General features: G+C 70.8%; 17 protein-coding genes and 1 rRNA gene. 6 read left to right on the forward strand and 12 right to left on the reverse strand.

The window, feature by feature from the left end:
* The 6 genes from Aiant_RS23225 to Aiant_RS23250 all read right to left on the reverse strand — a co-directional run bounded on the left by Aiant_RS23225 (nt 1) and on the right by Aiant_RS23250 (nt 6,428).
* Nucleotides 1–720 (reverse strand): tetratricopeptide repeat protein, encoded by a 720-nt coding sequence (locus tag Aiant_RS23225; protein ID WP_189334642.1) that lies wholly within the window; start codon nt 718–720, stop codon nt 1–3.
* Between the two features lie 73 nt (nt 721–793).
* Nucleotides 794–1,810 carry a tetratricopeptide repeat protein gene (locus Aiant_RS23230; RefSeq protein WP_229831013.1) on the reverse strand — a complete coding sequence of 339 codons (1,017 nt, stop codon included), beginning with the start codon at nt 1,808–1,810 and terminating at the stop codon, nt 794–796.
* Nucleotides 1,810–2,703 (reverse strand): cyclase family protein, encoded by an 894-nt coding sequence (locus Aiant_RS23235; protein WP_189334643.1) that lies wholly within the window; start codon nt 2,701–2,703, stop codon nt 1,810–1,812. Before Aiant_RS23235 ends, Aiant_RS23230 begins: the two co-directional genes overlap by 1 nt.
* Before the next feature lie 23 nt (nt 2,704–2,726).
* Nucleotides 2,727–3,314 carry a TMEM165/GDT1 family protein gene (locus tag Aiant_RS23240; RefSeq protein WP_189334644.1) on the reverse strand — a complete coding sequence of 196 codons (588 nt, stop codon included), beginning with the start codon at nt 3,312–3,314 and terminating at the stop codon, nt 2,727–2,729.
* Nucleotides 3,315–3,551: 237 nt separating this feature from the next.
* Entirely contained in the window at nt 3,552–5,141 is a 1,590-nt protein-coding gene (locus tag Aiant_RS23245) for an alpha/beta hydrolase (protein WP_189334645.1), read from the reverse strand.
* A 90-nt stretch (nt 5,142–5,231) separates the two neighbouring features.
* The gene (locus Aiant_RS23250) at nt 5,232–6,428 is read right to left on the reverse strand and encodes an MFS transporter (RefSeq protein WP_189334646.1); all 1,197 of its coding nucleotides are present in this window, start codon (nt 6,426–6,428) and stop codon (nt 5,232–5,234) included.
* A gap of 85 nt (nt 6,429–6,513) precedes the next feature.
* Here Aiant_RS23250 and Aiant_RS23255 point away from each other — a divergent pair, with 85 nt between their 5' ends.
* On the forward strand, nt 6,514–7,083 hold the full coding sequence (locus Aiant_RS23255) for a TetR/AcrR family transcriptional regulator (protein WP_189334647.1): 570 nt from the start codon (nt 6,514–6,516) through the stop codon (nt 7,081–7,083).
* A gap of 448 nt (nt 7,084–7,531) precedes the next feature.
* On the opposite strand, the gene Aiant_RS23260 is transcribed toward Aiant_RS23255, so the two are convergent.
* The gene (locus Aiant_RS23260) at nt 7,532–9,343 is read right to left on the reverse strand and encodes an MFS transporter (RefSeq protein ID WP_189334648.1); all 1,812 of its coding nucleotides are present in this window, start codon (nt 9,341–9,343) and stop codon (nt 7,532–7,534) included.
* A gap of 4 nt (nt 9,344–9,347) precedes the next feature.
* Entirely contained in the window at nt 9,348–9,788 is a 441-nt protein-coding gene (locus Aiant_RS23265; protein ID WP_189334649.1) for a MarR family winged helix-turn-helix transcriptional regulator, read from the reverse strand.
* 116 nt (nt 9,789–9,904) lie between these two features.
* Between Aiant_RS23265 and Aiant_RS23270 the strand changes: the two genes are divergently transcribed.
* Together Aiant_RS23270 and Aiant_RS23275 are read left to right on the forward strand one after the other, a co-directional pair.
* Complete coding sequence (locus Aiant_RS23270) at nt 9,905–10,399, forward strand: hypothetical protein (RefSeq protein WP_189334650.1); 495 nt, start codon at nt 9,905–9,907, stop codon at nt 10,397–10,399.
* A 5-nt stretch (nt 10,400–10,404) separates the two neighbouring features.
* Nucleotides 10,405–11,091 (forward strand): LamG-like jellyroll fold domain-containing protein, encoded by a 687-nt coding sequence (locus Aiant_RS23275; RefSeq protein ID WP_189334672.1) that lies wholly within the window; start codon nt 10,405–10,407, stop codon nt 11,089–11,091.
* A 13-nt stretch (nt 11,092–11,104) separates the two neighbouring features.
* Here Aiant_RS23275 and Aiant_RS23280 read toward each other — a convergent pair whose 3' ends face one another.
* The gene (locus Aiant_RS23280; protein WP_229831015.1) at nt 11,105–12,265 is read right to left on the reverse strand and encodes a glycoside hydrolase family 18 protein; all 1,161 of its coding nucleotides are present in this window, start codon (nt 12,263–12,265) and stop codon (nt 11,105–11,107) included.
* Nucleotides 12,266–12,362: 97 nt separating this feature from the next.
* Here Aiant_RS23280 and Aiant_RS23285 point away from each other — a divergent pair, with 97 nt between their 5' ends.
* Nucleotides 12,363–14,402 carry an alkaline phosphatase family protein gene (locus Aiant_RS23285; protein WP_229831016.1) on the forward strand — a complete coding sequence of 680 codons (2,040 nt, stop codon included), beginning with the start codon at nt 12,363–12,365 and terminating at the stop codon, nt 14,400–14,402.
* 6 nt (nt 14,403–14,408) lie between these two features.
* The gene (locus Aiant_RS23290) at nt 14,409–15,581 is read left to right on the forward strand and encodes an NHL repeat-containing protein (RefSeq protein WP_229831020.1); all 1,173 of its coding nucleotides are present in this window, start codon (nt 14,409–14,411) and stop codon (nt 15,579–15,581) included.
* A 201-nt stretch (nt 15,582–15,782) separates the two neighbouring features.
* Here Aiant_RS23290 and Aiant_RS23295 read toward each other — a convergent pair whose 3' ends face one another.
* From Aiant_RS23295 to Aiant_RS23305, 3 genes are all read right to left on the reverse strand, one after another.
* Nucleotides 15,783–16,619: an SDR family NAD(P)-dependent oxidoreductase gene (locus Aiant_RS23295; protein ID WP_189334651.1), complete on the reverse strand. Its 837-nt coding sequence runs from the start codon at nt 16,617–16,619 to the stop codon at nt 15,783–15,785.
* Nucleotides 16,620–16,783: 164 nt separating this feature from the next.
* Entirely contained in the window at nt 16,784–17,452 is a 669-nt protein-coding gene (locus Aiant_RS23300; protein ID WP_189334652.1) for a DedA family protein, read from the reverse strand.
* 100 nt (nt 17,453–17,552) lie between these two features.
* A complete protein-coding gene (locus Aiant_RS23305; protein ID WP_189334653.1) occupies nt 17,553–18,371 on the reverse strand; it encodes an RNA polymerase sigma factor SigF in 819 nt (272 codons plus the stop codon).
* A gap of 937 nt (nt 18,372–19,308) precedes the next feature.
* On the opposite strand from Aiant_RS23305, the gene Aiant_RS23310 reads away from it, so the two are divergent.
* A 16S ribosomal RNA gene (locus Aiant_RS23310) occupies nt 19,309–20,822 on the forward strand.
* Nucleotides 20,823–21,133 lie beyond the last annotated feature (311 nt).

Here is a 21,133-nt window from a genome sequence, read left to right on the forward strand (position 1 = left end):
TCAGGTCCGCTCCTCGGGACGGATCGGCGCGCCGTCGTTCTTGCGGCCGAACAGCTTCCAGCCGCGCTTCTTCTTCTCCACCACGGGCACCGCGTCGCCGTTCAGGATGTCCAGCCGCTGCCGGGCCACCGGGTTGTTCGGCTCCAGCCGCAGCGACGTGGTCAGTGCCTGCCGGGCCTGGTCGACGTGCCCGAGCGCGGCCAGCGCCACCCCGTGCGTGAAGTAGTAGTGCGCCTCGTTCGGGTCCAGCCCGATCGCGGTGCGCGCGGCCTGCTCGGCGTCGGCGAGCTGGCGGTCGGCGGCGAGCAGCGCCCAGGCCACCCGGTCGTGCCAGAGCGGGTTCTTCGGCTCCACGATGACCGCGCGGTAGGCCATCGACATCGCCTCGTCGTGCTTGCCCTGCAGGGTCAGCGCGCGGCTGGCGATGGCGAGCGGGCGCGGGTCCTCGGGCGCCAGCTCGATCGCCTGGTAGGCGGCGGCGAGCGCCGGCTCGACGTGGTCCAGCGCGAGCCGGATACGGGCCATCAGGATCCAGCCGGCGGCCGCCTGCGGGTTGCCCGCCAGCACCGGTTCGAGCATCGCGGCGGCCTCGGCCGGTTGCAGGTTCTCGAAGAGGGCGGCCGACCGCGCGATCGCCATGTCGGTCGGGTCGGCGAACGCTCGCTCGGCGACGCCGGGGGCGGGCGACGGGGGGTAGGCGGGTGGGGCCAGGTCGGTCATCGAGCCGCTCCGGGTAGCCGAGGGATGGGGCGCACAAGCACCCCTTCGGCAGGACCGCCCGGTTTATTAGTGCTTAGAAGCGCGGCACCAGCGAGGTCAGCAGGCGGACCGCGAATCCGGCCAGGCTGGCCACGCCCAGCAGGCCGGGCAGCCAATCGACGGGCGCCACGGTCGCGGCGAGCAGGAGGGCGAGGCTCAGGGCCGCTGCCAGCGTCGCGGCCCGCTGCCGGGTGACAACCTCCTTGAGGTACGCCCGCAGCACCCGATCCACCCGCAGCAGGAAGTATCCGGCGTACCCGGCCGGGGCGAGTGCCGCCACCGCGGCCAGCACCCGCGCCCACCCGGGCGAGTCGTCCGCCACCCGCCAGCCCAGGTAGGCGAAGACCACCATGATGATCGCCGTGTAGACCAGGAACTGCCGCAGCGCCGCGTCCAGCAGGTTCCGGCTCGCCTCCTGCCGCGGATCGGCCCGCAGCGCCGCCACCAGCCCGGTCGCGCCGCGCGCCAGCCGGCTCAGCGCGAACGGGTTCCGCTGCACCACGTCGAACGCGGCCAGCTCGTGCCGGGCGACCGCGTTCTCCGGGTCCAGCTTGAGCGCGTCGAGCAGCGCCTCCCGAGCCCGCTTCGGCAGGTTCAGCTGCTTCATCACGACGGCGTAGGTGATCCGGAAGTCGGCCTCGTCCTGGTCCAGCCGGACCGCCTCGCGCGCCGCGTGCTCCGCCTCCACCGACCGGGTGCCCTGCTCCAGCAGCGCCCAGGCGAGCCGGTTGTGCCGGTACGGGTTCTCCGGCTGCCGGGCCACCGCCTCCCGCGCGGTGCTGATCGTCTCGTCGTGCCGCCCGAGCGCGGTCAGTGTCCGGCTCAGCGCGGTGAGCGCCTCGGCGGAACCGGGCGCCTGGCGTACCGCCCGGCCGGCCACCTCGTGCGCCAGCTCGGGTTTGTCCAGCGCCAGCTGGGCGTGCGTCATCAGCACCAGGGCCGGCAGGTGGTCGGGCTCGGCCGCGAGCACCGGCCCGAGCAGGTCGGCGGCGGCGGCCGGCTCGCCCCGCTGCAACTGCAACCGGGCCAGCGCGACCGGCTGGGCGCTCATCAGGCGGGCACCGTGGCGTACGCCCGCACCGGGAAGGTGCCGAACCCGGCCACCCGCGGCGGCGTCGCGGTGAACCGGAAGCCGTGCACCGGCAGCGCCGCCAGGTTCGTCAGGTGCTCCACGATCGGGATCCCGGCGGCCAGCAGCAGGCTGTGGGCCGGCCGCTCGCCGTGCGCCTGTGCCGAGATGTCGTCGATGTTCACCGCGTCGATCCCGACCAGCGCCGCGCCCCGGTCGACCAGGTCCTGCGCGCCCTCCCGGGTGAGGTAGGGCGCGTTCACCGCGTAGTCCCTGGTGGCCCAGTGCCGGTCGCCGCCGGTGTGCAGCAGCACCGCCCGCCCGGCCACGTCGACCTGGCCGAGCGTCTCGGCGGTGACCCCGCGCGGGCCGCCGGCCGTCCGGACCACCACGGCGGGCAGCTCGGCGAGCCGTTCCAGCGGCAGCCCGGCCAGGTCGGTCCCGTCGGCGTAGCGGTGGAACGGGCTGTCCAGGTACGTCCCGGTGTTGCCGACCATGCTGATCCGGTCGATGGAGAACTCGGTGCCCGGCGCGTACCGGTCGCGGGACTCGGCGTGGCTCAGGTAGTGGCTGATCTGCGGGGCGGGCAGCCCCGGATAGGTGGTCAGCCCGTCCCGGATCACGTGGCTGAGCTCGACGAACCGGGTCCGCGCCCGGCGCGGCCCGGGGATCACCGCCGGCTCGCCGAAGACCCGGACCGCGCTCAGCCGCGCCCGGTCGACCGGGCGCGGCGCGAGCAGGGCGATCAGCCGTTCGGTGATCTCCGCCTCGGTGACGTCGGCATGCGGCACGTCGACCTGGAAGCGCCGGGCGCTGAGGTCACCGCCGTCCGTGAAGGTGACCTCCGCGTCGAACTCGGCCCGATACCGCAACACTTGCGCCTCCTCGGCGGCGAAGGTCAGGAGAGGCCGATCACGCCCTCGACGATCAGCCAGATGCCGAAGATAGCGAAAAGTGCCGCCGCGCCCCACTTGATGATGTGCTCGGGCAGGTGCTTGCCGAGCAGCCGCCCGACCAGGATGGCGAGCGCGTCGGCCGCCACCATGCCGATGGTGGAGCCCAGCCAGGTGCCGAACCAGCCGTACTGGGTGGCCAGCGTGATGGTCGCCAGCATCGTCTTGTCACCCAGCTCGGCCAGGAAGAACGCGCCGCCGACGGCGAAGATCGCGGAGCCGGTGGAGCGTTCCGCCTTGCTCTTCTCCTCGTCGGTCAGCTTGTCGCCGCGCAGCGTCCAGGCGCCGAAGCCGAGGAAGGCGATGCCGGCGATCAGCGAGATCCAGTCGGTGGGGAGGGCGGCGCCGAGGCCGTACCCGATGCCGACCGAGACCAGGTGGACCAGCGCGGTGGCCGCGGTGATCCCGATCAGGGTCGGCATCAGCCGGAACCGGGTGGCGAACGTCATCGCCATGAGCTGGGACTTGTCGCCGAGCTCGGCGACGAAGATGACCGCGAAGCTGACGGCCAGCGCGGTGAAGAAAACTTCCACGGATATCTCCCGGTAGAGCATGACCGGGTCTCAGACGCGGGGCGACCTCGACCCGGCCATCGTTGAAAACGGCCTGGTCGAAGGTCTCGCTCGCCTCGCAGTGAGGCCGCGCGGCCGGACGATCCGCAGAACGTCAGTATGTCGACCGCGACATTGGGAGCTACTCCCCTTCGCGCGATCGACTCTACCCGAACAGCAGGTGGGCCCGGTGGCGAGATACGTCACCGGGCCCGGCCCTCAGAATCCGATCAGTCGTTGCAGCCGCAGCCGGTCGCCCCGCCCGGCCGAGCGCTTGAGCGCCGGCTGACCCGGATCCGGCGCGGCGAGCGGCTTGCACTGCTTGTCGGAGTGGTCGCCGGCGGTCCGCTTGGGCAGCGTCCCGCTCGCCAGGTAGTCGGCGACCGCGTCGTCCACGCACGCGTTGCCGAACAGCGACCCGGCGTGCGTGGTGCCGTCCACCCCCTCGATCAGCGCGGCGCGCGGGAACCGGCGCCGGACCTCGAGACTTCCGGTGTACGGCGTGGCCGCGTCCAGCGTCTCGCTGAGCAGCAGGATCGGCGGCACCTTCGACCCGTCCACCCGGACGGCCGGCTTCGCCGGGGCGGCCCAGTGCCGGCACGGCGCGTTGTACCAGGCGTTGCCCCAGGTCTCGAACGGCGCCCGGTGGTAGACCTTCCAGTTCTCCCGGGACCAGGTGGCCCAGGACGCCGGCCAGGGCGCGTCGGTGCACTGCACGGCCAGGTAGATCGCGTAGTTGTTGTCGCTGCCCGGGGTCTGCGGGTTGTTGTCGTCGTAGAGCTTCTTCAGCCCGGCCGGGTCATGTTTGGTCACCCAGTTCGAGAACGCCTGCCCGACCTGCTCCCAGCCGAAGATGTAGTACCCGGGCTGGAGGAAGATGTCGGTCAGCTCGGCCGGCCCGATCACCCCGCCGGCCGGCTTCGTGCCCAGCTCGGCGAGCTGCTGGTAATACCGCCGCTCGACCGCCTTGCGGGTCTTGCCCAGGTGGTACACGGCGTCGTTCTTGGCCAGCCACCGGAAGTAGATCTTGATGTTCCGGTCGAACGCGACGTCCTGGTCCAGGTTCGACTGCCACCAGACACGGGTCGGGTTGACGTTGCCGTCCAGCACCATCCGGTGCACCCGCTGCGGGAACCGGGTCGCGTAGACCTGGCCCAGGTACGTCCCGTAGGAGAACCCGTAGAAGCTGATCTTCTCGGCGCCCAGGGCCTGCCGGATGCTGTCGATGTCGCGGACCGAGTCCTCGGTGCGCAGGTGGCTCAGCAGCGCCCCGCCCGCCTTGGCGCAGTCCGCCGCGTACTTGCTGCTCCGGACGTGCCAGGCGTCCTCCAGCGCCGCGGTGACCGGCACGTACGCCGGCCGCCGGTACCCGGTGTAGTCGCTGTCGCAGGTCAGTTTCGGCTTGCTGGCGCCGACGCCGCGCGGGTCGAACCCGATCCAGTCGTACCCGTCCCCGGCCTGTTTCGGCACGTGCGAGCCGAGCGTCGCCATGCCCCGCCCGGCGCCGCCCGGCCCACCCGGGTTGACCAGGATCGGGCCCTGGTACTTGCCGGCCGCGACGGTGTGCTTGATCCGGGCGACGGCCAGCTCGATCGTGGTGCCACCCGGGTTGGCGTAGTCCATCGGCACGGTGACGAACCCGCACTCCGCGCCCTGCGCCTTGAGCGACGTGTCGGTGCAGGGGCTCCAGGTGATCGGCGCCGGCACATAGCTCGGCGTGCCCCGCGGCGGCGCCGCCTCCGCCGAGGTGACCGCGGCGCCCACCGCGGTGAGCACGACCACGGTCGCGGCCGCCCAGATTCTCTTCATCACTCGCCCCTTGTGTCCGATTCGCCCCATATGCTGAAGCGTTCTCGGGCACTTTCCACCCGTCCACGCCGACGGTGGCCCCGAAAGGGATCAGGCGCGGCGCCGGGTCAGCAGCGCGACCAGGCCGAGGGCGGCGACGACCGTGCCGTACCAGAGAGCGGTGGTGTGCAGGCCGATCCGGGTCGCGGCCTGCCCGGCGATCACCGCGGGGATGCTCAGTGCCGCGTACGAGATGGTCAGCGCCACCGCCAGCAACCCGCCCCGCTCGTGCGGCTCGGCGATCCGGGCCAGCGTGCTGAACGAGGCCAGCGACGCCGCCCCGAACCCGGCCCCGGAGATCACCGTGCCGGCCGTGGCCAGCCCCAGGCTCCCGGTGACCAGCCCGGCCACCCCGAGCGCCCCGCCGGTCAGCAGCCCGGCCCCGGCGACGGTCAGTACCCGCGCCGTCGCCGTCCCGCGCAGCAGGAACGAGGTGATCGCCCCGGTGCCGGTGACCAGCGCGACGACCAGTCCGGCGAGCAGGTGGTCGTGGATGCCGAACGCGTCGGACGCCACCGACGGGCCGAGCGACAGGTAGAGCCCGCCCAGCGCCCAGCTCGCCACGATGATCGGGACGAGGGCGAACAGGTCACCGCGGAGCCGGGCCGGCACCCCGAGGCGGGGGATCAGCGAGGCCGCGGCGCCCGGGCGGCGGACCGAGGTCTCCGGCATCCAGGCCACCGCCAAGCCGGCGATCACCATGCCGGTGAGCAGCACCGCGTAGACCAGGTGTGTGGGGAACGGCGCGAACTTCACCAGCGCGCCGGCGCCGAACGCGCCCAGCCCGAGCCCGGCCACCGGGGCGATGCCGGTGATCAGCCCGGCCCGCCCGGGCGCGTGCGCCGGGTTGAGGTCGATCAGCGTGGCGCCCAGCGTGCTCAGTGCGGCGCCGGTCGCCACGCCCTGCACGATCCGGGCGACCAGCAGCACGGACACGTCGCCGGCGGCCAGGAAGAGGACCAGTGAGACCGCCTCCAGCAGGATCGCCCCGGCCAGGACCGGGCGGCGGCCGACGTGGTCGGAGAGCGCGCCGACGGTGAGCAGCGTGGCGATCAGGGCGACCACGTACACCGCGAAGATCACCGTGAGCACCGCCGGGGAGAAGCCCCAGAGCTGCTGGTAGACGACGTAGAGCGGGGACGGGACGGCGGACGCGGCGGCGAAGGTCACCAGGATGGCGGCGATCGCGGTGAACGCGGCGGGCCGGCTCAGACGCGCTGCGGCCGCGCGGTCGGCGACGAGTGTCATGAGGATTCCCCCAGTGATTGAACAGACAGGTCTGTCTAGTTGCTGATGCAGACACTAGACAGATCTGTCTGTTACCGTCAATCGCATGTCAGTCGCGTCACCCCGCCGGTCGGCCCGCGAGCGTCTGCTGGCCGCCGCCGACGAGCTCTTCTACGCCGAGGGCGTGCACACCGTCGGCATCGACCGGGTGATCGAGCACGCCGGCGTCGCCAAGGCGTCGCTCTACTCCACGTTCGGCAGCAAGGACGGCCTGGTCCGGGCCTATCTCCAGGGCCGGCACGAGGAGCGCCGCGGCCGCATCCTGCGCCGCGTCGAGGAGCACCGGGATCCGCGCGAGCGCCTGCTCGCCGTCTTCGACTCACTCGCCGACTCGGCCGCCAAGCCGGGCTTCCGCGGCTGCGCGTTCTACAACGCCGGCGCCGAGTCCGACCCCAACGGTGTGGTCCGCGAGGAGTCCGCCGCCAGCCGAGCCTGGACCCGCCAGCTCTTCACCGATCTGGCCCGCGAGGCCGGCGCCCGTGATCCGGCCGCCCTCGCCGCCCAGCTGGTCATCCTCTACGACGGCGCGACCGTCGGCGCCCGCCAGGACCAGGGACCCGCCGCTGCGCACAACGCCCGCGCCATCGCCGCCACGCTGCTCGCCGCCGCCGTCTGAAACCCAATTTCCGGTACGCCCACCGCGTCGTACCCCGCTCACCTGCCCCGCCGCAGTCCCGCCCCGAATCAGCGCCCCACAACCGGGCTGGCGCCCATGGCCCTATCCCAAGCCCGAACAGGGCCGCCAGCGCCAGCCCGTGGCACCAGGCTGGCGCCCATGGCCCTATCCCGGGCCCGGGCAGGGCCGCCAGCGCCAGCCCGTGGCGCCGGGCTGGCGCCCAGAGCCCTATCCCGCGCGGTGGATGGGGCTGGCCAGGCAGTCAGGGCCCGCCGTGCGGCGCGCGGCCAACCAAGCAATCCGGGCTGGCGCCCAGAGCCCTATCCCGGGCGTCAATAGGGCCACCAGGGCCAGCCCGTGGTGCCGGGCTGGTGTCTATGGCCCTGTCCACGCCCGGGATAGGGCCACCAGGGCCAGCCGGGCGGGGCGGGCTCGTGCGCTGAGCCTGTCAGTCCCGCGCCGCTGGCCGGTCGATCGGCTCGGGCACCCGTGCCGCGGGCAGCAACGGCTGAGCCTCGGCCAGTTCCGCACCCACCTCCGCCGAGTGCGCCACGAGGTCCTCGTCGCCGCCCGCCGGCACGAACTCCGGCCCGGCGGCCGGGGTGGCGACCGGCCGGGAGCGGATCAGCGACGCCAGCGCGCCGAGGACCGCCATGCCGATGGCCATCCAGAAGACCACCACCAGCCCGTCGTGGAACGGGTCGGCGATCAGCCGGGGGAAGAACTCCAGCCCGGTCAGCTGCGCCGCGTTCTCCGGCGGCAGCGCACCCAGCACCGACGGGCCGAGCAGCTCGCCGATCGGGTTGTAGCCGAGGAACGCGGCGAACAGCGTGCCCACCGGCGGCAGCTCGGCGGCCCGGGCGGTCACGTCGGCCGGCACGCCCTGCGCGGTCAGCCCGGCGTGCAGGCTGGCCGGCAGCGAGTCGGCCAGACCGGCCACCATCAGGGAGAAGAAGACGCCGATGGAGAGCACCTGGCCGGCGTTCATGAAGGTGGCCCGCATGCCGGAGGCCGCGCCGCGCATGGTGGCCGGGACGCTGGACATCAGCAGCGAGGTGTTCGGCGCGGAGAACAGGCCGCCACCCAGGCCGTTGATGAAGATCAGGATCGCGAACACCGGATAGCTGAAGTCACCCGGGATGAGCAGCAGTCCGGCGAACGACACCGCCATCACCAGCAGGCCGCCGGCCGCGAACGGGCGGGCGCCGAACCGGTCGGAGAGGAACCCGGAGAGCGGGCCGGCCACCAGGAAGCCGATCGTCATCGGGACCAGGTAGATGCCGGCCCAGAGCGGGGTCTGCTCGTAGTCGTAGCCGTGCAGCGGCAGCCAGATGCCCTGCAGCCAGATGATCAGCATGAACTGGAGGCCGCCACGGGCCACGCTGGCCAGCAGGTTCGCCAGGTTGCCGCCGGTGAAGGCCGGATCGCGGAACAGCGTGAGCGGGAACATCGGCTCGGCCACCCGGGTCTCGATGACCCCGAAGAGCACCAGCACCAGCGCGCCGCCGATCAGCCCTGTCAGCACCCACGGGTTCGTCCAGCCCTGGGTGTGCCCGCCGTACGGCTGGATGCCGTAGGTGATCGCCACCAGCACCGCGGTCAGCCCGATCGCGAACGTGGCGTTGCCCCACCAGTCGATCTTCGCCTGCCGCCGAACCCCGTTGTCGTGCAGCGACCGGTACGCCCAGACCGCCCCGACGATGCCGAGCGGGATGTTCACCCAGAACACCGAGCGCCAGTCCCACTCGGCCAGCACCCCACCGGCGACCAGGCCGATGAACGAGCCGGCCAGCGCCGAGACGATGTTGACGCCGAGCGCCATGCCGCGCTGCTCGGCGGGGAACGCGTCGGTGATGATCGCGGCCGAGTTGGCCATCAGCATCGCGCCGCCGATCGCCTGCAACACCCGCCAGCCGATCAGCCAGATCGCGCCGCCGGAGCCGTGGAACGGGTCGACGGAGAGGATCACCGAGGTGAGCGCGAAGATCGCGAACCCGGCGTTGTAGATCTTGACCCGGCCGTACATGTCGCCGAGCCGGCCCAGGGTGACCACCAGCACCGCGGTGACCAGCATGTAGCCCATCAGCATCCAGAGCAGGTAGCTGACGTTGCCGGGAGCGAGCGGGTTGATGTCGATGCCCTTGAAGATCGCGGGCAGCGAGATCAGCACGATCGACGAGTTGATCGTCGCGAGCAGGTTGCCGAGCGTGGTGTTGGAGAGCGCGACCCACTTGTAGCGCGGATGATCCACCGCCAGCATGCGATCAGTCCTTCCGGGTGTCCATGAGCAGGTCGTTCAGGTGGTCCAGGGCCGGCAGGGCGGCGACGATGGCGGCCCGCTGATCCTCCGGGAGCCGGCTCAGCAGTCCGGAGAGCGCCTCGGCGCGCCCCGCCCGGCGGCGGGCGATCGCGTCGCGCCCGGCGTCGGTGATGCTGACGACCACCGCCCGGCCGTCGGCCGGATCGCTGCTCCGGGTGGCCAGCCCGTCCCGTTCCAGGCGGGTGACCAGCTGGGTCATCGCCGGCTGGGTCACCCCCTCGGGGGCGTGCAGCTCGCAGAGCCGGTGCGGTCCCGAGCGCTCCAGGCGGGCCAGCGTGGAGGCGGCGGTGAGGCTCAGCGCGGTCCGCGGCGTGATCCGTCGCAGGCCCGCGTAGAGACGTTCGAAAGCGGCCGCGACGGCCGCGTCCTCGTTCGGGATGCGCACCGGAAATTTATATCACGCACTTATACAAGCACGTTATGGATCGTGGCGGTTTCCACTCCGACGCGCGACCCCGGAATTCCCACGAGGCGCCGCAGAAGCCTGGGACCATGCGAAACATGGACGAGTTCTGGCTCCATCCGCGGCTGGGGACGGCAACTCGGGACGGCCGGGCGCCACGGCACTACCTGGTCGCGCTCCAGCACGCCGTACACACCATCGACGCGGACCCGCGCTGGCAGCAGTGGTGGCACCGGAGCGGGATCCCGGAGTGTCAGCTCGGCATCGTCACCGAAGGCCGCGACCACCTGCGACCCAGCGCCGACATCCGCCGGGTCGACGGCCAGCTGCGCGCCAACTTCACCTGCGCGCTGCCGCCGGCCTGCTCCGACACCGAGCTGATGCGGCGCGCGGTGACCGAGGTGCGGACCATGTTCGAGGTGATCCGGGAGGCGATGGCGTTGCCCGACCTGCCACCCGACCCGGTTCCGGCACTGCCGCCGAGCGGCCGCGACGATCTGCCGGTGATCGAGAAGGCGCTTCCGTCGGTGCCGCGTGAGCTGGAGGAGCAGGGCTACCTGACGCTCACCCAGGTGCAGAACTTCTTCGGGTGACCCCGATGCTGCTGTCCCTGCTGGCGGTGAGCGCCGGACTGTCGATCAGCGCGCCGGTCCCGGTCACCATCGCCCGGTACGACTTCAACGGCCGGGCCGGCATGGTCCTCGACGACTCCGGCTTCGGCCACGACCTGCGGGTCATCTCCGGGCACGGCGGCCAGGTCCGGCTGGTGGTGCACGGCGCCGGCAACGCGATCGCCTTCCCCGCCCGCTGCGACCTGACCGTCTGCCCGCACGTCGCGTTGCAGAGCCCGGGCACCGCGGATCTGAATCCGGGCACCCGCAACCTTGCGTACGGCGCGGACGTGCTGCTCGACCCGGCCGCGACCAGCAAGGGGCAGAACGTCGTGCAGAAGGGCTACTCCAAGACGAGCAGCCAGTACAAGTTGCAGATCGACGGGATCGCCGGGCAGCCCAGCTGCGTGCTGGTGGACGTGCGCCGGCCGGGGATCCGGATGGTCCGCAGCTCGGTCTCGGCCGCCGACGGGCGCTGGCACGCGGTGCGGTGCGAGCGGATCGGCAGCCGGTTCGCCATCTATGTGGACGGGGTGTTGCGGGGCAGCACCCGGATCCCGGCGAGCCTCGCGGTGGCCAACAACCGGCCGCTGAGCATCGGCGGTAAGGGTGCCTACCGGGACAACGACCAGTTCAACGGCGCTCTGGACAACGTCTGGGTCCAGATCGGATGAGGGGTCGATATCGTCAGCCGGCCAGGGCGGTGACCAGGGCGCCGTCCGGCGTGTCCCCGGACAACTCCCAGGCGAAGACACCGCCGAGCCCCCGGCTCCGGGCATACGCCACCTTGCCGCGAACGGTGTCGGGGGTGTCATATGACCACCACTGCGCCCCGCACCGGGCGTACGCGGTCCCGCCCACCGTCCCGGTCGGCGGGCAGCGGGTGGCCAGCACCTTGTAGTCCTCCATCCCCTTCTGGTATTTCCCGGGCGCCGGTCCGGTCGCCGTCGCACCCGGCGCCGGGCTGCGCACCCCGGTCCACCCCCGGCCGTAGAACCCGATCCCGACCAGCACCTTGGCGGCCGGCACCCCCTGGTTCAGCAGCCGTGACACGGTCGCCTCGGTGCTCGCCCCGGTGCGCGGGATCCCCGGGTAATCGGTCAGCGCGGAGTGCGGCGCGGTCCGGACCCCGGCGTCGGCCCCGAAGTAGTCGTAGGTCATCGCACCGAGCCAGTCCGCCTGCGCGGCCGCCGCGGAGTAGTCGGTGGCCGCCAGTTTGCGCAGGTCGCCCGGGACCGCGGCGGTGACCAGCGCGTCGGTGCCGAAGGCGGCGCGCAGCCCGCCGAGCACCTTGGCGAGCGCCTCCCGCCCGCTGGTGTCACAGGTCGTCCCGCACGAGTTCGGGTACTCCCAGTCCACGTCGACGCCGTCGAACAGCCCGGCCCAGCGCGGGTCGGTGACCAGGTCGTGGCAGGACTTGGCGAACGCGGCCGGGTCGGCGGCCGCCGCGGTGAACCCGGCCGACCAGGTCCAGCCGCCGAACGACCAGAGGATCTTGAGACCGGGGTGGGCCGCCTTCAGCTTCCGGAGCTGCCCGAAGTTCCCCCGCAGCGGGGCATCGGCGGCGTCGGCCACCCCGTCCACGCTGTTCGCCGCGGTGATCGGCTTCTGGTACGCGGCCCACGCGTCACCCACCGAGCATCGTCCCCGGTCGACCTTGCCGAACGCGTACAGCAGGTGGGTCAGCCGCCCGGCCTGGACGTCGCTCACCCGGAAGCCGCGCCCGTACACCCCCCACTCGGTGAAGTACCCGGCCACCACTGGACCGTCCGGCACCCGAGGCGACGGGCGGGCCGGAGCCGAGCAGGCGGTCAGGAACAGGAGCAGCAGGGCGAGAAAGGCACGCACCGGCACGAAAGTAGCCGCCCGCAGGGGTGATCGGCCCCACGTTCCCCCTATCGTGTGCCACTGCGCGGCCCGAGCCCGGCTGTGCGATCGTCGAGCCGTGGCCGTATTCGCTTGGCGCCGAGTCCTGGGCCGGGCGCGCGCCGTGCTGCGCAGCGCGCTCATCACCTTCGTGGTGGTGACCCTGACCCTGTGGCTGATGCCCGGGGTGGCCAGCGCCGACATCGTCGACACGCTGAGCCTGGTGGTGCTGGTCGCGGTGACCGGCGCGGTGCTGCGGCCGCTGCTGCTGCTCGGGGTCACCGCGCTGGGTGGCTGGGGCGCCATGCTGTTCGGCGTGGTCGCCCAGGTCGCGGTGATGGTGGTGGCCCTCGACCTGGACCCGGCGAACCGGATCAGCGGCCTGCCCACCCTGGTCATCGCGGCGATCCTGGCGGTGATCTTCGCGGCCCTGCTGGACTGGATGGTCGACGCCGGCAGCGACGACATGTTCGTCCGGGAGGCCCGGCGGCTGATGCGCGGCGTCCGGCGCCGGGCGGCCCGGCGCGCCGGGGGACCGCTGTTCACCACCCGCCGGCCGCGCCCGGGCACCGAGCCGGGCCTGCTCGTGGTCCAGCTCGACGGGGTCGCCGAGCCGGTGTTGCGCTGGGCGGTCCGGGCCGGCAACCTGCCGGTCCTCGGCCAGTGGCTGCGGTCCGGCAGTCACACCGTGCGCCGCTGGCACACCGGGCTGCCGTCCACCACCCCGGCGTCGCAGGCCGGCATCCTGCACGGCGCGTCCCGGCAGATCCCGGCGTTCCGCTGGTTCGAGAAGGACTCGGGCAAGGTGCTGGTCGCCAACCGGCCCCGGGACGCCGCGGTGATCGAGCGGCGGCTCAGCGACGGCCGCGGCCTGCTCCGCGACGGCGGGGTGAGCATCGGCAACGCGTTCGGCGGGGACGCCGCCACCAACCTGCTGACGGTCAGCCACGCGGCCCTGCCCGGCCGGTCGGCGCGCGGCTGGGCCGCGTTCATGGCCTCGCCCTACGGCTTCACCCGCGCCCTGGTCCTCGGTGTCGCCGAGGTCTTCACCGAGCTGCACCAGGCCCGCCTGCAGCGCCGCCGCAACCTGCTGCCCCGGGTCAGCCGCTCCGGCGCCTACCTGGCCCTGCGCCCGGCCGCCATGCTGCTGCGCGACGTGAACGTGTCGCTGGTCGCCGAGCAGATGGCCCGCGGCGTCCCGGTGATCTACTGCGACCTGGTCGACTACGACGAGGTGGCGCACCACGCCGGCCCGGCCCGGCCGGAGTCGATGCGCCAGCTGGAGAGCCTGGACCGGATGCTCGGCGTGCTGGAGCGGCTGTCGCCCGAGGCGGCCCGGCGCTACCACCTGGTGGTGCTCTCCGACCACGGGCAGAGCCAGGGCGCCACATTCCGCCAGCGGCACGGCGAGACGCTGGACGAGGTGGTGCAGCGACTCACCGCCGAAACCGCGGCCGCGCCCCGCGAACCCGCCGAGGAGCAGGGCAAACGTGAGCCCGATCCGGTGCCCGAGGCGGCGCCGCTGCTGGTCCTGTCCTCGGGCAACCTGTCGCTGATCTATCTGACCCGCTGCCCGCACCGGGTGCTGCGCGCCGAGATCGAGAAGACCTACCCCCGGCTGATCGCCGGGCTGGCCGCCCATCCGGGCATCGGGTTGGTGGTGGTCGGGGACGATCAAGGGCCGATCGCTTTCGGTCCGGGTGGCAGCCATCGGCTGCGGGACGGCGAGGTGTCCGGGCAGGACCCGTTGCTTCCGTACGGCCGGCAGGCGCGCGCCGACCTGCTGCGTCACCAGGAGGCCGCGCACGTCGGCGACCTGGTCGTGATCAGCTCGGTGGACCCGGAGACCGCGGAGGTCGCCGCGTTCGAGGAGCTGGTCGGCTCGCACGGCGGCCTGGGTGGCTGGCAGACCGACGCGATGCTGGTGCACCCGGCGGCCTGGACCGTGACCGTCGACCTGGACGGGCCGGACGCCGTGCACCGCCAACTGGTCGAGTGGCTGGTGATGCTGGGCCTGCGCGACGAGGTCCGCCCCGGCGTCACGGCCGGCGACGCGATCCACGCCGCCGACCTGGACCGCAACAGCTCACCGCGACTTTCCCCGACCCGGGAGGGTTAGTCCGATGTGCGCCTGCGTGACCTGACGATCGTCCTGCTCGCCCTGGCCCTGGTCAGCGCCCCGGCGACAGCGGACGCCGGCACCCGATCCGGCCCCCTGCCCGCTCCGGTCCCGGGCCGGGCCGCGCCGACCTTCAACGGCAGCGTCTACGCCATCGCGCACCGCGGCACCACCGTTTACGTGGGCGGCGAGTTCACCACCGCGACCTCGGCCGGCCGGACCTACCCGCGCCGGCGCCTGGCCGCCTACGACGCCCGCACCGGAGCACTGCTGAGCTGGGCGCCGCCCGCCGACGGTACGGTCCGCGCGCTGATCTCCACCCCGGATGCGATCTACGCCGCCGGCTTCTTCCACACCGTGGCGGGCAGGCGGCGCGACGCGATCGCCCGCCTCAGCCCCGACCCCGGCCGCGCCCTTCCACCGAACCGCTCGGTCCTGCCGTTCGCCCACCAGGTGGACGGAACCCCGTATGCGCTGGCCGCCGCGAACGGCCGTCTCTACCTGGCCGGCAGCTTCACCCGCGTGGACGGCGAACCGCGCGCCAACCTGGCCGCGTTCTCGCTGGCCACCGGCCGTCTCGACGAGACCTGGAAGCCGGCCACCGACGACCGGGTGCACGCCCTCGCGGTCAGCGGCGACCGGATCTATCTCGGCGGCGGTTTCCACACTGTGGACGATGTGCGCGGCTCCCTGCGGCTGGCCGTGGCCGACGGCCGCACCGGAGTGATCGACCCGTGGTTCCAGCCCCGTCCCGTCGCCGAAGTGACCGCGATCGCGGTGGACGGCGCCGGCGTCTACGTGGCCACCGGCGGGCAGGGCGGCCGGGCCGTCGCCTACGCCTTCGACGGCCGGATGCGCTGGCAGCGCGTCTTCGACGGCGACGCCACCGCGATCACCACCGCTGCCGGGGTGACCTATGTGGGCGGTCACTTCGACCGTGCCTGCAACACCCCGCGCAACGGCCCTCAGGGCGCCTGCCTGGACGGTGCCCTGCCCCGGGTGAAGCTCGCCGCGATCACCCCGGACGGCCGGCTCGCCGACTGGAACCCGCAAGCCAACGGAGTGATCGGGGTCCGCGCACTGGCCGCCGGCCGTAACCCGGCCACGCTGGAAGCGGGCGGCGACTTCACCACGATCGGCCGTCGGCCACAGGCCCGGTTCGCCAGCTTCTCCCGCTAGCCCGGCTGGCTGCCGGCGCGGACGCCGCCGACCGTCATATTCGGTACGGCGGCGAGTCATCCACATCAGCTCGTTGTCCACAGGCCGGCCACGGAGAAATCCGCTTCCGCGTCACACTGTCTTCGGGGCGGCCCCCTGAGGGCGGGTGGGGGCTGGAAAGTAGGCCCGACCACCGTCCAACGACCCAGCCCGACCGACGTCTCAGGTGAGTTTGCGGCGGCGAGCGACCGCTTCGCTGATCGCCCAGTAACGGCCTGGCAGCACTCGCGCCAGCAAGTCCGCGGCCCGCGCCGCCTTGGTGATCACCAGGCGTGGGCGGCGGGACTGGATCGCGGCCACGATCTGCCGGGCCGCCTCCTCCGGCGGCAGCGTCAGCGCGGTCTCGTGGAACCGCCTGTTCTCCGCCGCCTGCACGCCGTCGGGGTCCGGGCCGCTGAGCCGGGCGTTCAGCGCGATGTTGGTACGCACCCCGCCGGGATGCACCACGGTCACCCCGACCCCGCGCGGCTCGATCTCGTGCCGCAGCGCCTCGGTGAAGCCACGCACCGCGTACTTGCTGGTCGAGTAAGCCACCTGGCCGGGCGGCGCGATCAGGCCGAACAGACTCGATACGTTCACCAGGTGCGAGCCGGGCCGGGCCAGCAGCTGCGGCAGGAACGCCTTGGTCATCCGGAGCACCGCGTGCAGGTTGATCTCCAGCAGCCACTCGACGTCGGCGATCGTGTTCTGCTCGAACGTCCCGGACAGCGTCACGCCGGCGTTGTTGATCAGAAGATCGACCCCGCCGAGGCGGGAGGCGATCTCCGCTGCCAGGTCACCGCGGTCGCCACCGTCGGCCAGATCTACGACGTACGTCACGACGTCCGTCCCGCCGAGCTCACGCGCCATCGCCGCGACCCGCGCCAACCCCTCGGCGTCCCGGTCGATCAGCACCAGCACCGCCCGCCGTTTCGCCAGGTCGAGCGCGAGCGCGGCGCCGATCCCACTGGCCGCGCCGGTGATCACACAGGTACGCCCTGCGAAGGTGAACCGTCGCACCCCAAACCCCTCCGGGTAAGCCTCCGTCCCCGGAGAGTATCCCGGCCACGGCTGACAACCGGCCCTTACCGGTCGCACAGGATCCGCAGAGGAACGGTGGCCAGGCTCTGCCCAGCGAAGCAACCGACCGAGGAGCACCGATGACCGCGTACGACCCCGGTGGGCTACGCCGGGTTTTCCTCGACCGGAGCGCTGGCCGCGGCACGGGCCCGCCGCCGCCGGACGTGCCGGACGTGCAACGCCACGTAGGTCGCGACCGCCAGCACCACCAGCGCGATCGCGGGCCACTTGTACCGGTGCGCGTGGTCGATGATCGTCACGAGGTTCGCGCCGAGCAGGTACGACACCGTGGTCCACCAGCCGACCCAGAGCGCCGCGCCGATCGCGTTGTAGAGCAGGAAGGTCTTCCACGGCATCTTGGTGATGCCCGCGATCACGCCGTTGAGCTGCCGCAACCCGTCGATGAACCGGGCCACCACGATGATCCGGTTACCGCGCCGGGCGAAGAACTGCTCGGCCTTCTCCAGCCGCTCCGGGGTGACGAAGATGTACTTGCCCCAGCGGTGCACGACCTTGCGGCCGCCGCGCAGGCCGATCCAGTAACCGATGTTGTCGCCGACCACCGCGGCCACGAAGCTGATCAGCGCGACCACATAGATGTTCATCCGGCCGGCGCCGGCGTAGATCGAGGCAGCCACCATGATCGTCTGGCCGGGGGCCGGGACACCGAAGCTCTCCACGCCGATCACTGCGGCAAGGGCCAGGTAACCCCAGCGGTCCAGGATCGGGGCGACGCTGTGGAGGAACCCGGGAAGCTCGGCTGAAGGTGGCATCGGACCTACGGTAGCCGGACATGGTGACGTGGGTCGCACGGAGGCCGGAGAAGCGAGCGGCCCCGGTCGAGGAGGACCGGGGCCGTCTGCGTGCGAAAGGTCAGATCGTCTCGCTCGCCAGCTGGTTACGCAGCTTGGCGAGAGCCTTGGTGAGCAGGCGGGAGACGTGCATCTGAGAGATGCCGATCTGGTCGGCGATCTGCGACTGGGTCAGGTTGCCGTAGAAGCGGAGCGTCAGGATCCGCTGCTCGCGCTCGTCCAGGGTGGCGAGCGCCGGGCCCAGGGCCACGCGGGTCTCGGCCAGCTCGTACTCGTAGTCCTCGCCGCCGAGGGTGTCGCCGAGCTCGGTGGTGCCGTCGGCGCTGATCGGGGTGGACAGCGAGGTGGCGTTGTAGGCACGGGCGCCCTCCAGGCCCTCCAGCACCTCCTCCTCGCTGATCCCCAGGTGGGTGGCGATGTCCGGCACCGTCGGGGAACGGCCGAGCGAGTGGGTGAGCGTGGCGTTCGCCTCGGTGATCGCCAGGCGCAGCTCCTGGAGGCGGCGCGGCACGCGCACCGACCAGGTGCGGTCCCGGAAGTGCCGCTTGATCTCGCCGATGATGGTCGGGATCGCGTAGCCGGCGAAGTCGACGCCGCGCTCGGGGTCGAACTTGTCGACCGCCTTGATCAGGCCGACCGTGGCGGTCTGCACCAGGTCGTCGGTGGGCTCACCGCGACCGGAGTAACGGTTGGCGAGATGGCGGGCCAGCGGCAGCCACGCCTCGATCGCCTTGTCCCGCAGCGCGGGGCGGGACGGGTGGCCGGCCGGCATCGCGGCCATCGCGTTGAGCAGTTCCGCAGCGCTGTCCACGGGGCTTTCGGCGCTGGCAGCCGTCGACGGTGCGACGGTCGTCGAAGTCGAAGTCTCCATGACGGTCATGCGAGGTCCTCCCTGGCACCTTTCCGGAGAGCCGGTCCACTGTGCGTGGACCCGGTCGGTCGGGCGTATTTCCCCGGGCGGCGCCGACTGATCAATCGGCGACACCCGAGCATGGGTGTCCGTTCAGTTGGGACCACCCTAGCCTGATGTCTGACGAAAGACTAGCCGAAAGTATGAGTGACACTCCTCAGGCTGGCGTGCTGTGCGTCGATGTTCGCGATCCGACCGGCCGTTGCGCTTTCCGGCCATCCCGGCCAGCCTTCCTTCCGTCCCAGCAAGATGGACGTGTGGCGCCGTCGCCCGCGGGTCGTCATCCGGTTTGCTCGGCGAGCCGGGGCCGGCCGGTCCTGGGCGTGTCCGACAGCGATGCCTCCGGCGAGCCGTCCTTCGGTTCGTCTCGCCCGACCGGCGATGGCGGGGGCCGTTGTGACCGTGCGGAATGGCTTAATCACACGGTGAACGCTTTTCATACGGGCCACCTCTCCATTGCGTCCCGCGGCTCGCAGCAGGCTCATCCACAACAGCCGTGTCGAACCCGGGGGGTCGATTTGGTGTCGCGCGGGCGGCCGGGTAATGTTCTCCGAGCCGGCAGGGAAACGGACGAGCAAGCGGCCGTCCTGCCGAACCCCCCAAGATCGAGCACGACGCTTCGTCGTGTACGATTCTGCGGGACTCGAGCGAGATTCGCTTCTGGCAAAACCGAGGGAAACCCCGGATTTGGCGGAACGGAAACGTAAGGGTAAAGTTGAACGAGTGCCCCGGAGGGCGGGCCGCGAAAGCGGATCGTTTGATGGTGTGCGGTTGTTCTTTGAGAACTCAACAGGGTGCTTGAAAAGCCAGTGCCAATTATGGCAATACCCCGGCCTGTCCTTCGGGATGGGTGGGAGATTCCTTTGGCAACATTTTTGTTGCCGGGATTCATGTTTTCTGACAGATTTTGTTGGAGAGTTTGATCCTGGCTCAGGACGAACGCTGGCGGCGTGCTTAACACATGCAAGTCGAGCGGAAAGGCCCTTCGGGGTACTCGAGCGGCGAACGGGTGAGTAACACGTGAGTAACCTGCCCCAGACTTTGGGATAACCCTCGGAAACGGGGGCTAATACCGGATATGACCTCTTGCCGCATGGCAGGTGGTGGAAAGTTTTTCGGTTTGGGATGGACTCGCGGCCTATCAGCTTGTTGGTGGGGTAATGGCCTACCAAGGCGACGACGGGTAGCCGGCCTGAGAGGGCGACCGGCCACACTGGGACTGAGACACGGCCCAGACTCCTACGGGAGGCAGCAGTGGGGAATATTGCACAATGGGCGGAAGCCTGATGCAGCGACGCCGCGTGAGGGATGACGGCCTTCGGGTTGTAAACCTCTTTCAGCAGGGACGAAGCGTAAGTGACGGTACCTGCAGAAGAAGCGCCGGCCAACTACGTGCCAGCAGCCGCGGTAAGACGTAGGGCGCGAGCGTTGTCCGGATTTATTGGGCGTAAAGAGCTCGTAGGCGGCTTGTCGCGTCGAATGTGAAAACCCGAGGCTCAACTTCGGGCTTGCATTCGATACGGGCAGGCTAGAGTTCGGTAGGGGAGACTGGAATTCCTGGTGTAGCGGTGAAATGCGCAGATATCAGGAGGAACACCGGTGGCGAAGGCGGGTCTCTGGGCCGATACTGACGCTGAGGAGCGAAAGCGTGGGGAGCGAACAGGATTAGATACCCTGGTAGTCCACGCTGTAAACGTTGGGCGCTAGGTGTGGGGGACCTCTCCGGTTCTCTGCGCCGCAGCTAACGCATTAAGCGCCCCGCCTGGGGAGTACGGCCGCAAGGCTAAAACTCAAAGGAATTGACGGGGGCCCGCACAAGCGGCGGAGCATGCGGATTAATTCGATGCAACGCGAAGAACCTTACCTGGGTTTGACATGTACGGAAATCCTGTAGAGATACAGGGTCCTTCGGGGCCGTTCACAGGTGGTGCATGGCTGTCGTCAGCTCGTGTCGTGAGATGTTGGGTTAAGTCCCGCAACGAGCGCAACCCTCGTCCCATGTTGCCAGCATTCAGTTGGGGACTCATGGGAGACTGCCGGGGTCAACTCGGAGGAAGGTGGGGATGACGTCAAGTCATCATGCCCCTTATGTCCAGGGCTTCACGCATGCTACAATGGCCGGTACAAAGGGCTGCGATACCGTAAGGTGGAGCGAATCCCAAAAAGCCGGTCTCAGTTCGGATCGGGGTCTGCAACTCGACCCCGTGAAGTCGGAGTCGCTAGTAATCGCAGATCAGCAACGCTGCGGTGAATACGTTCCCGGGCCTTGTACACACCGCCCGTCACGTCACGAAAGTCGGCAACACCCGAAGCCGGTGGCCTAACCCGCAAGGGAGGGAGCCGTCGAAGGTGGGGCTGGCGATTGGGACGAAGTCGTAACAAGGTAGCCGTACCGGAAGGTGCGGCTGGATCACCTCCTTTCTAAGGAGCATCTTCCATCGAAAGATGGACAGAATCCTGCACTGCCCGAATGTGGTGGTGAGGAGCTCATAGGCGGAGACACTGGCTAATCGGGACTGGCAACGGCCGGCCTCCTAGTACAGCTGCTTCGGCAGCGTGGAACAGGGCTGGTGCGGCTGGATCACGGTGATGAGCACCCTGTTGGGTATCTGAAAGAACAACCTGCTGGCTGAGGCCGGCGAGCTCCGCGAGGCGGGGTGGTTGTTTTTCAATGCCAGGCACGGCCTGGCAGCCCATACCGATCATCTGTGGATGGTGTCTGGTGAGCTGCT

The sequence above is a fragment of the Actinoplanes ianthinogenes genome, from assembly GCF_018324205.1.
Lineage (GTDB): Bacteria > Actinomycetota > Actinomycetes > Mycobacteriales > Micromonosporaceae > Actinoplanes > Actinoplanes ianthinogenes.

Coding starts and splice junctions, on each gene's coding strand:
- Aiant_RS23270 (WP_189334650.1), top strand. CDS start 9,905: ATGGACGAGTTCTGGCTCCATCCGCGGCTGGGGACGGCAACTCGGGAC.
- Aiant_RS23305 (WP_189334653.1), bottom strand. CDS start 18,371: ATGACCGTCATGGAGACTTCGACTTCGACGACCGTCGCACCGTCGACG.
- Aiant_RS23250 (WP_189334646.1), bottom strand. CDS start 6,428: ATGACACTCGTCGCCGACCGCGCGGCCGCAGCGCGTCTGAGCCGGCCC.
- Aiant_RS23275 (WP_189334672.1), top strand. CDS start 10,405: ATGCTGCTGTCCCTGCTGGCGGTGAGCGCCGGACTGTCGATCAGCGCG.
- Aiant_RS23230 (WP_229831013.1), bottom strand. CDS start 1,810: ATGAGCGCCCAGCCGGTCGCGCTGGCCCGGTTGCAGTTGCAGCGGGGC.
- Aiant_RS23255 (WP_189334647.1), top strand. CDS start 6,514: ATGTCAGTCGCGTCACCCCGCCGGTCGGCCCGCGAGCGTCTGCTGGCC.
- Aiant_RS23225 (WP_189334642.1), bottom strand. CDS start 720: ATGACCGACCTGGCCCCACCCGCCTACCCCCCGTCGCCCGCCCCCGGC.
- Aiant_RS23300 (WP_189334652.1), bottom strand. CDS start 17,452: ATGCCACCTTCAGCCGAGCTTCCCGGGTTCCTCCACAGCGTCGCCCCG.
- Aiant_RS23245 (WP_189334645.1), bottom strand. CDS start 5,141: ATGAAGAGAATCTGGGCGGCCGCGACCGTGGTCGTGCTCACCGCGGTG.
- Aiant_RS23260 (WP_189334648.1), bottom strand. CDS start 9,343: ATGCTGGCGGTGGATCATCCGCGCTACAAGTGGGTCGCGCTCTCCAAC.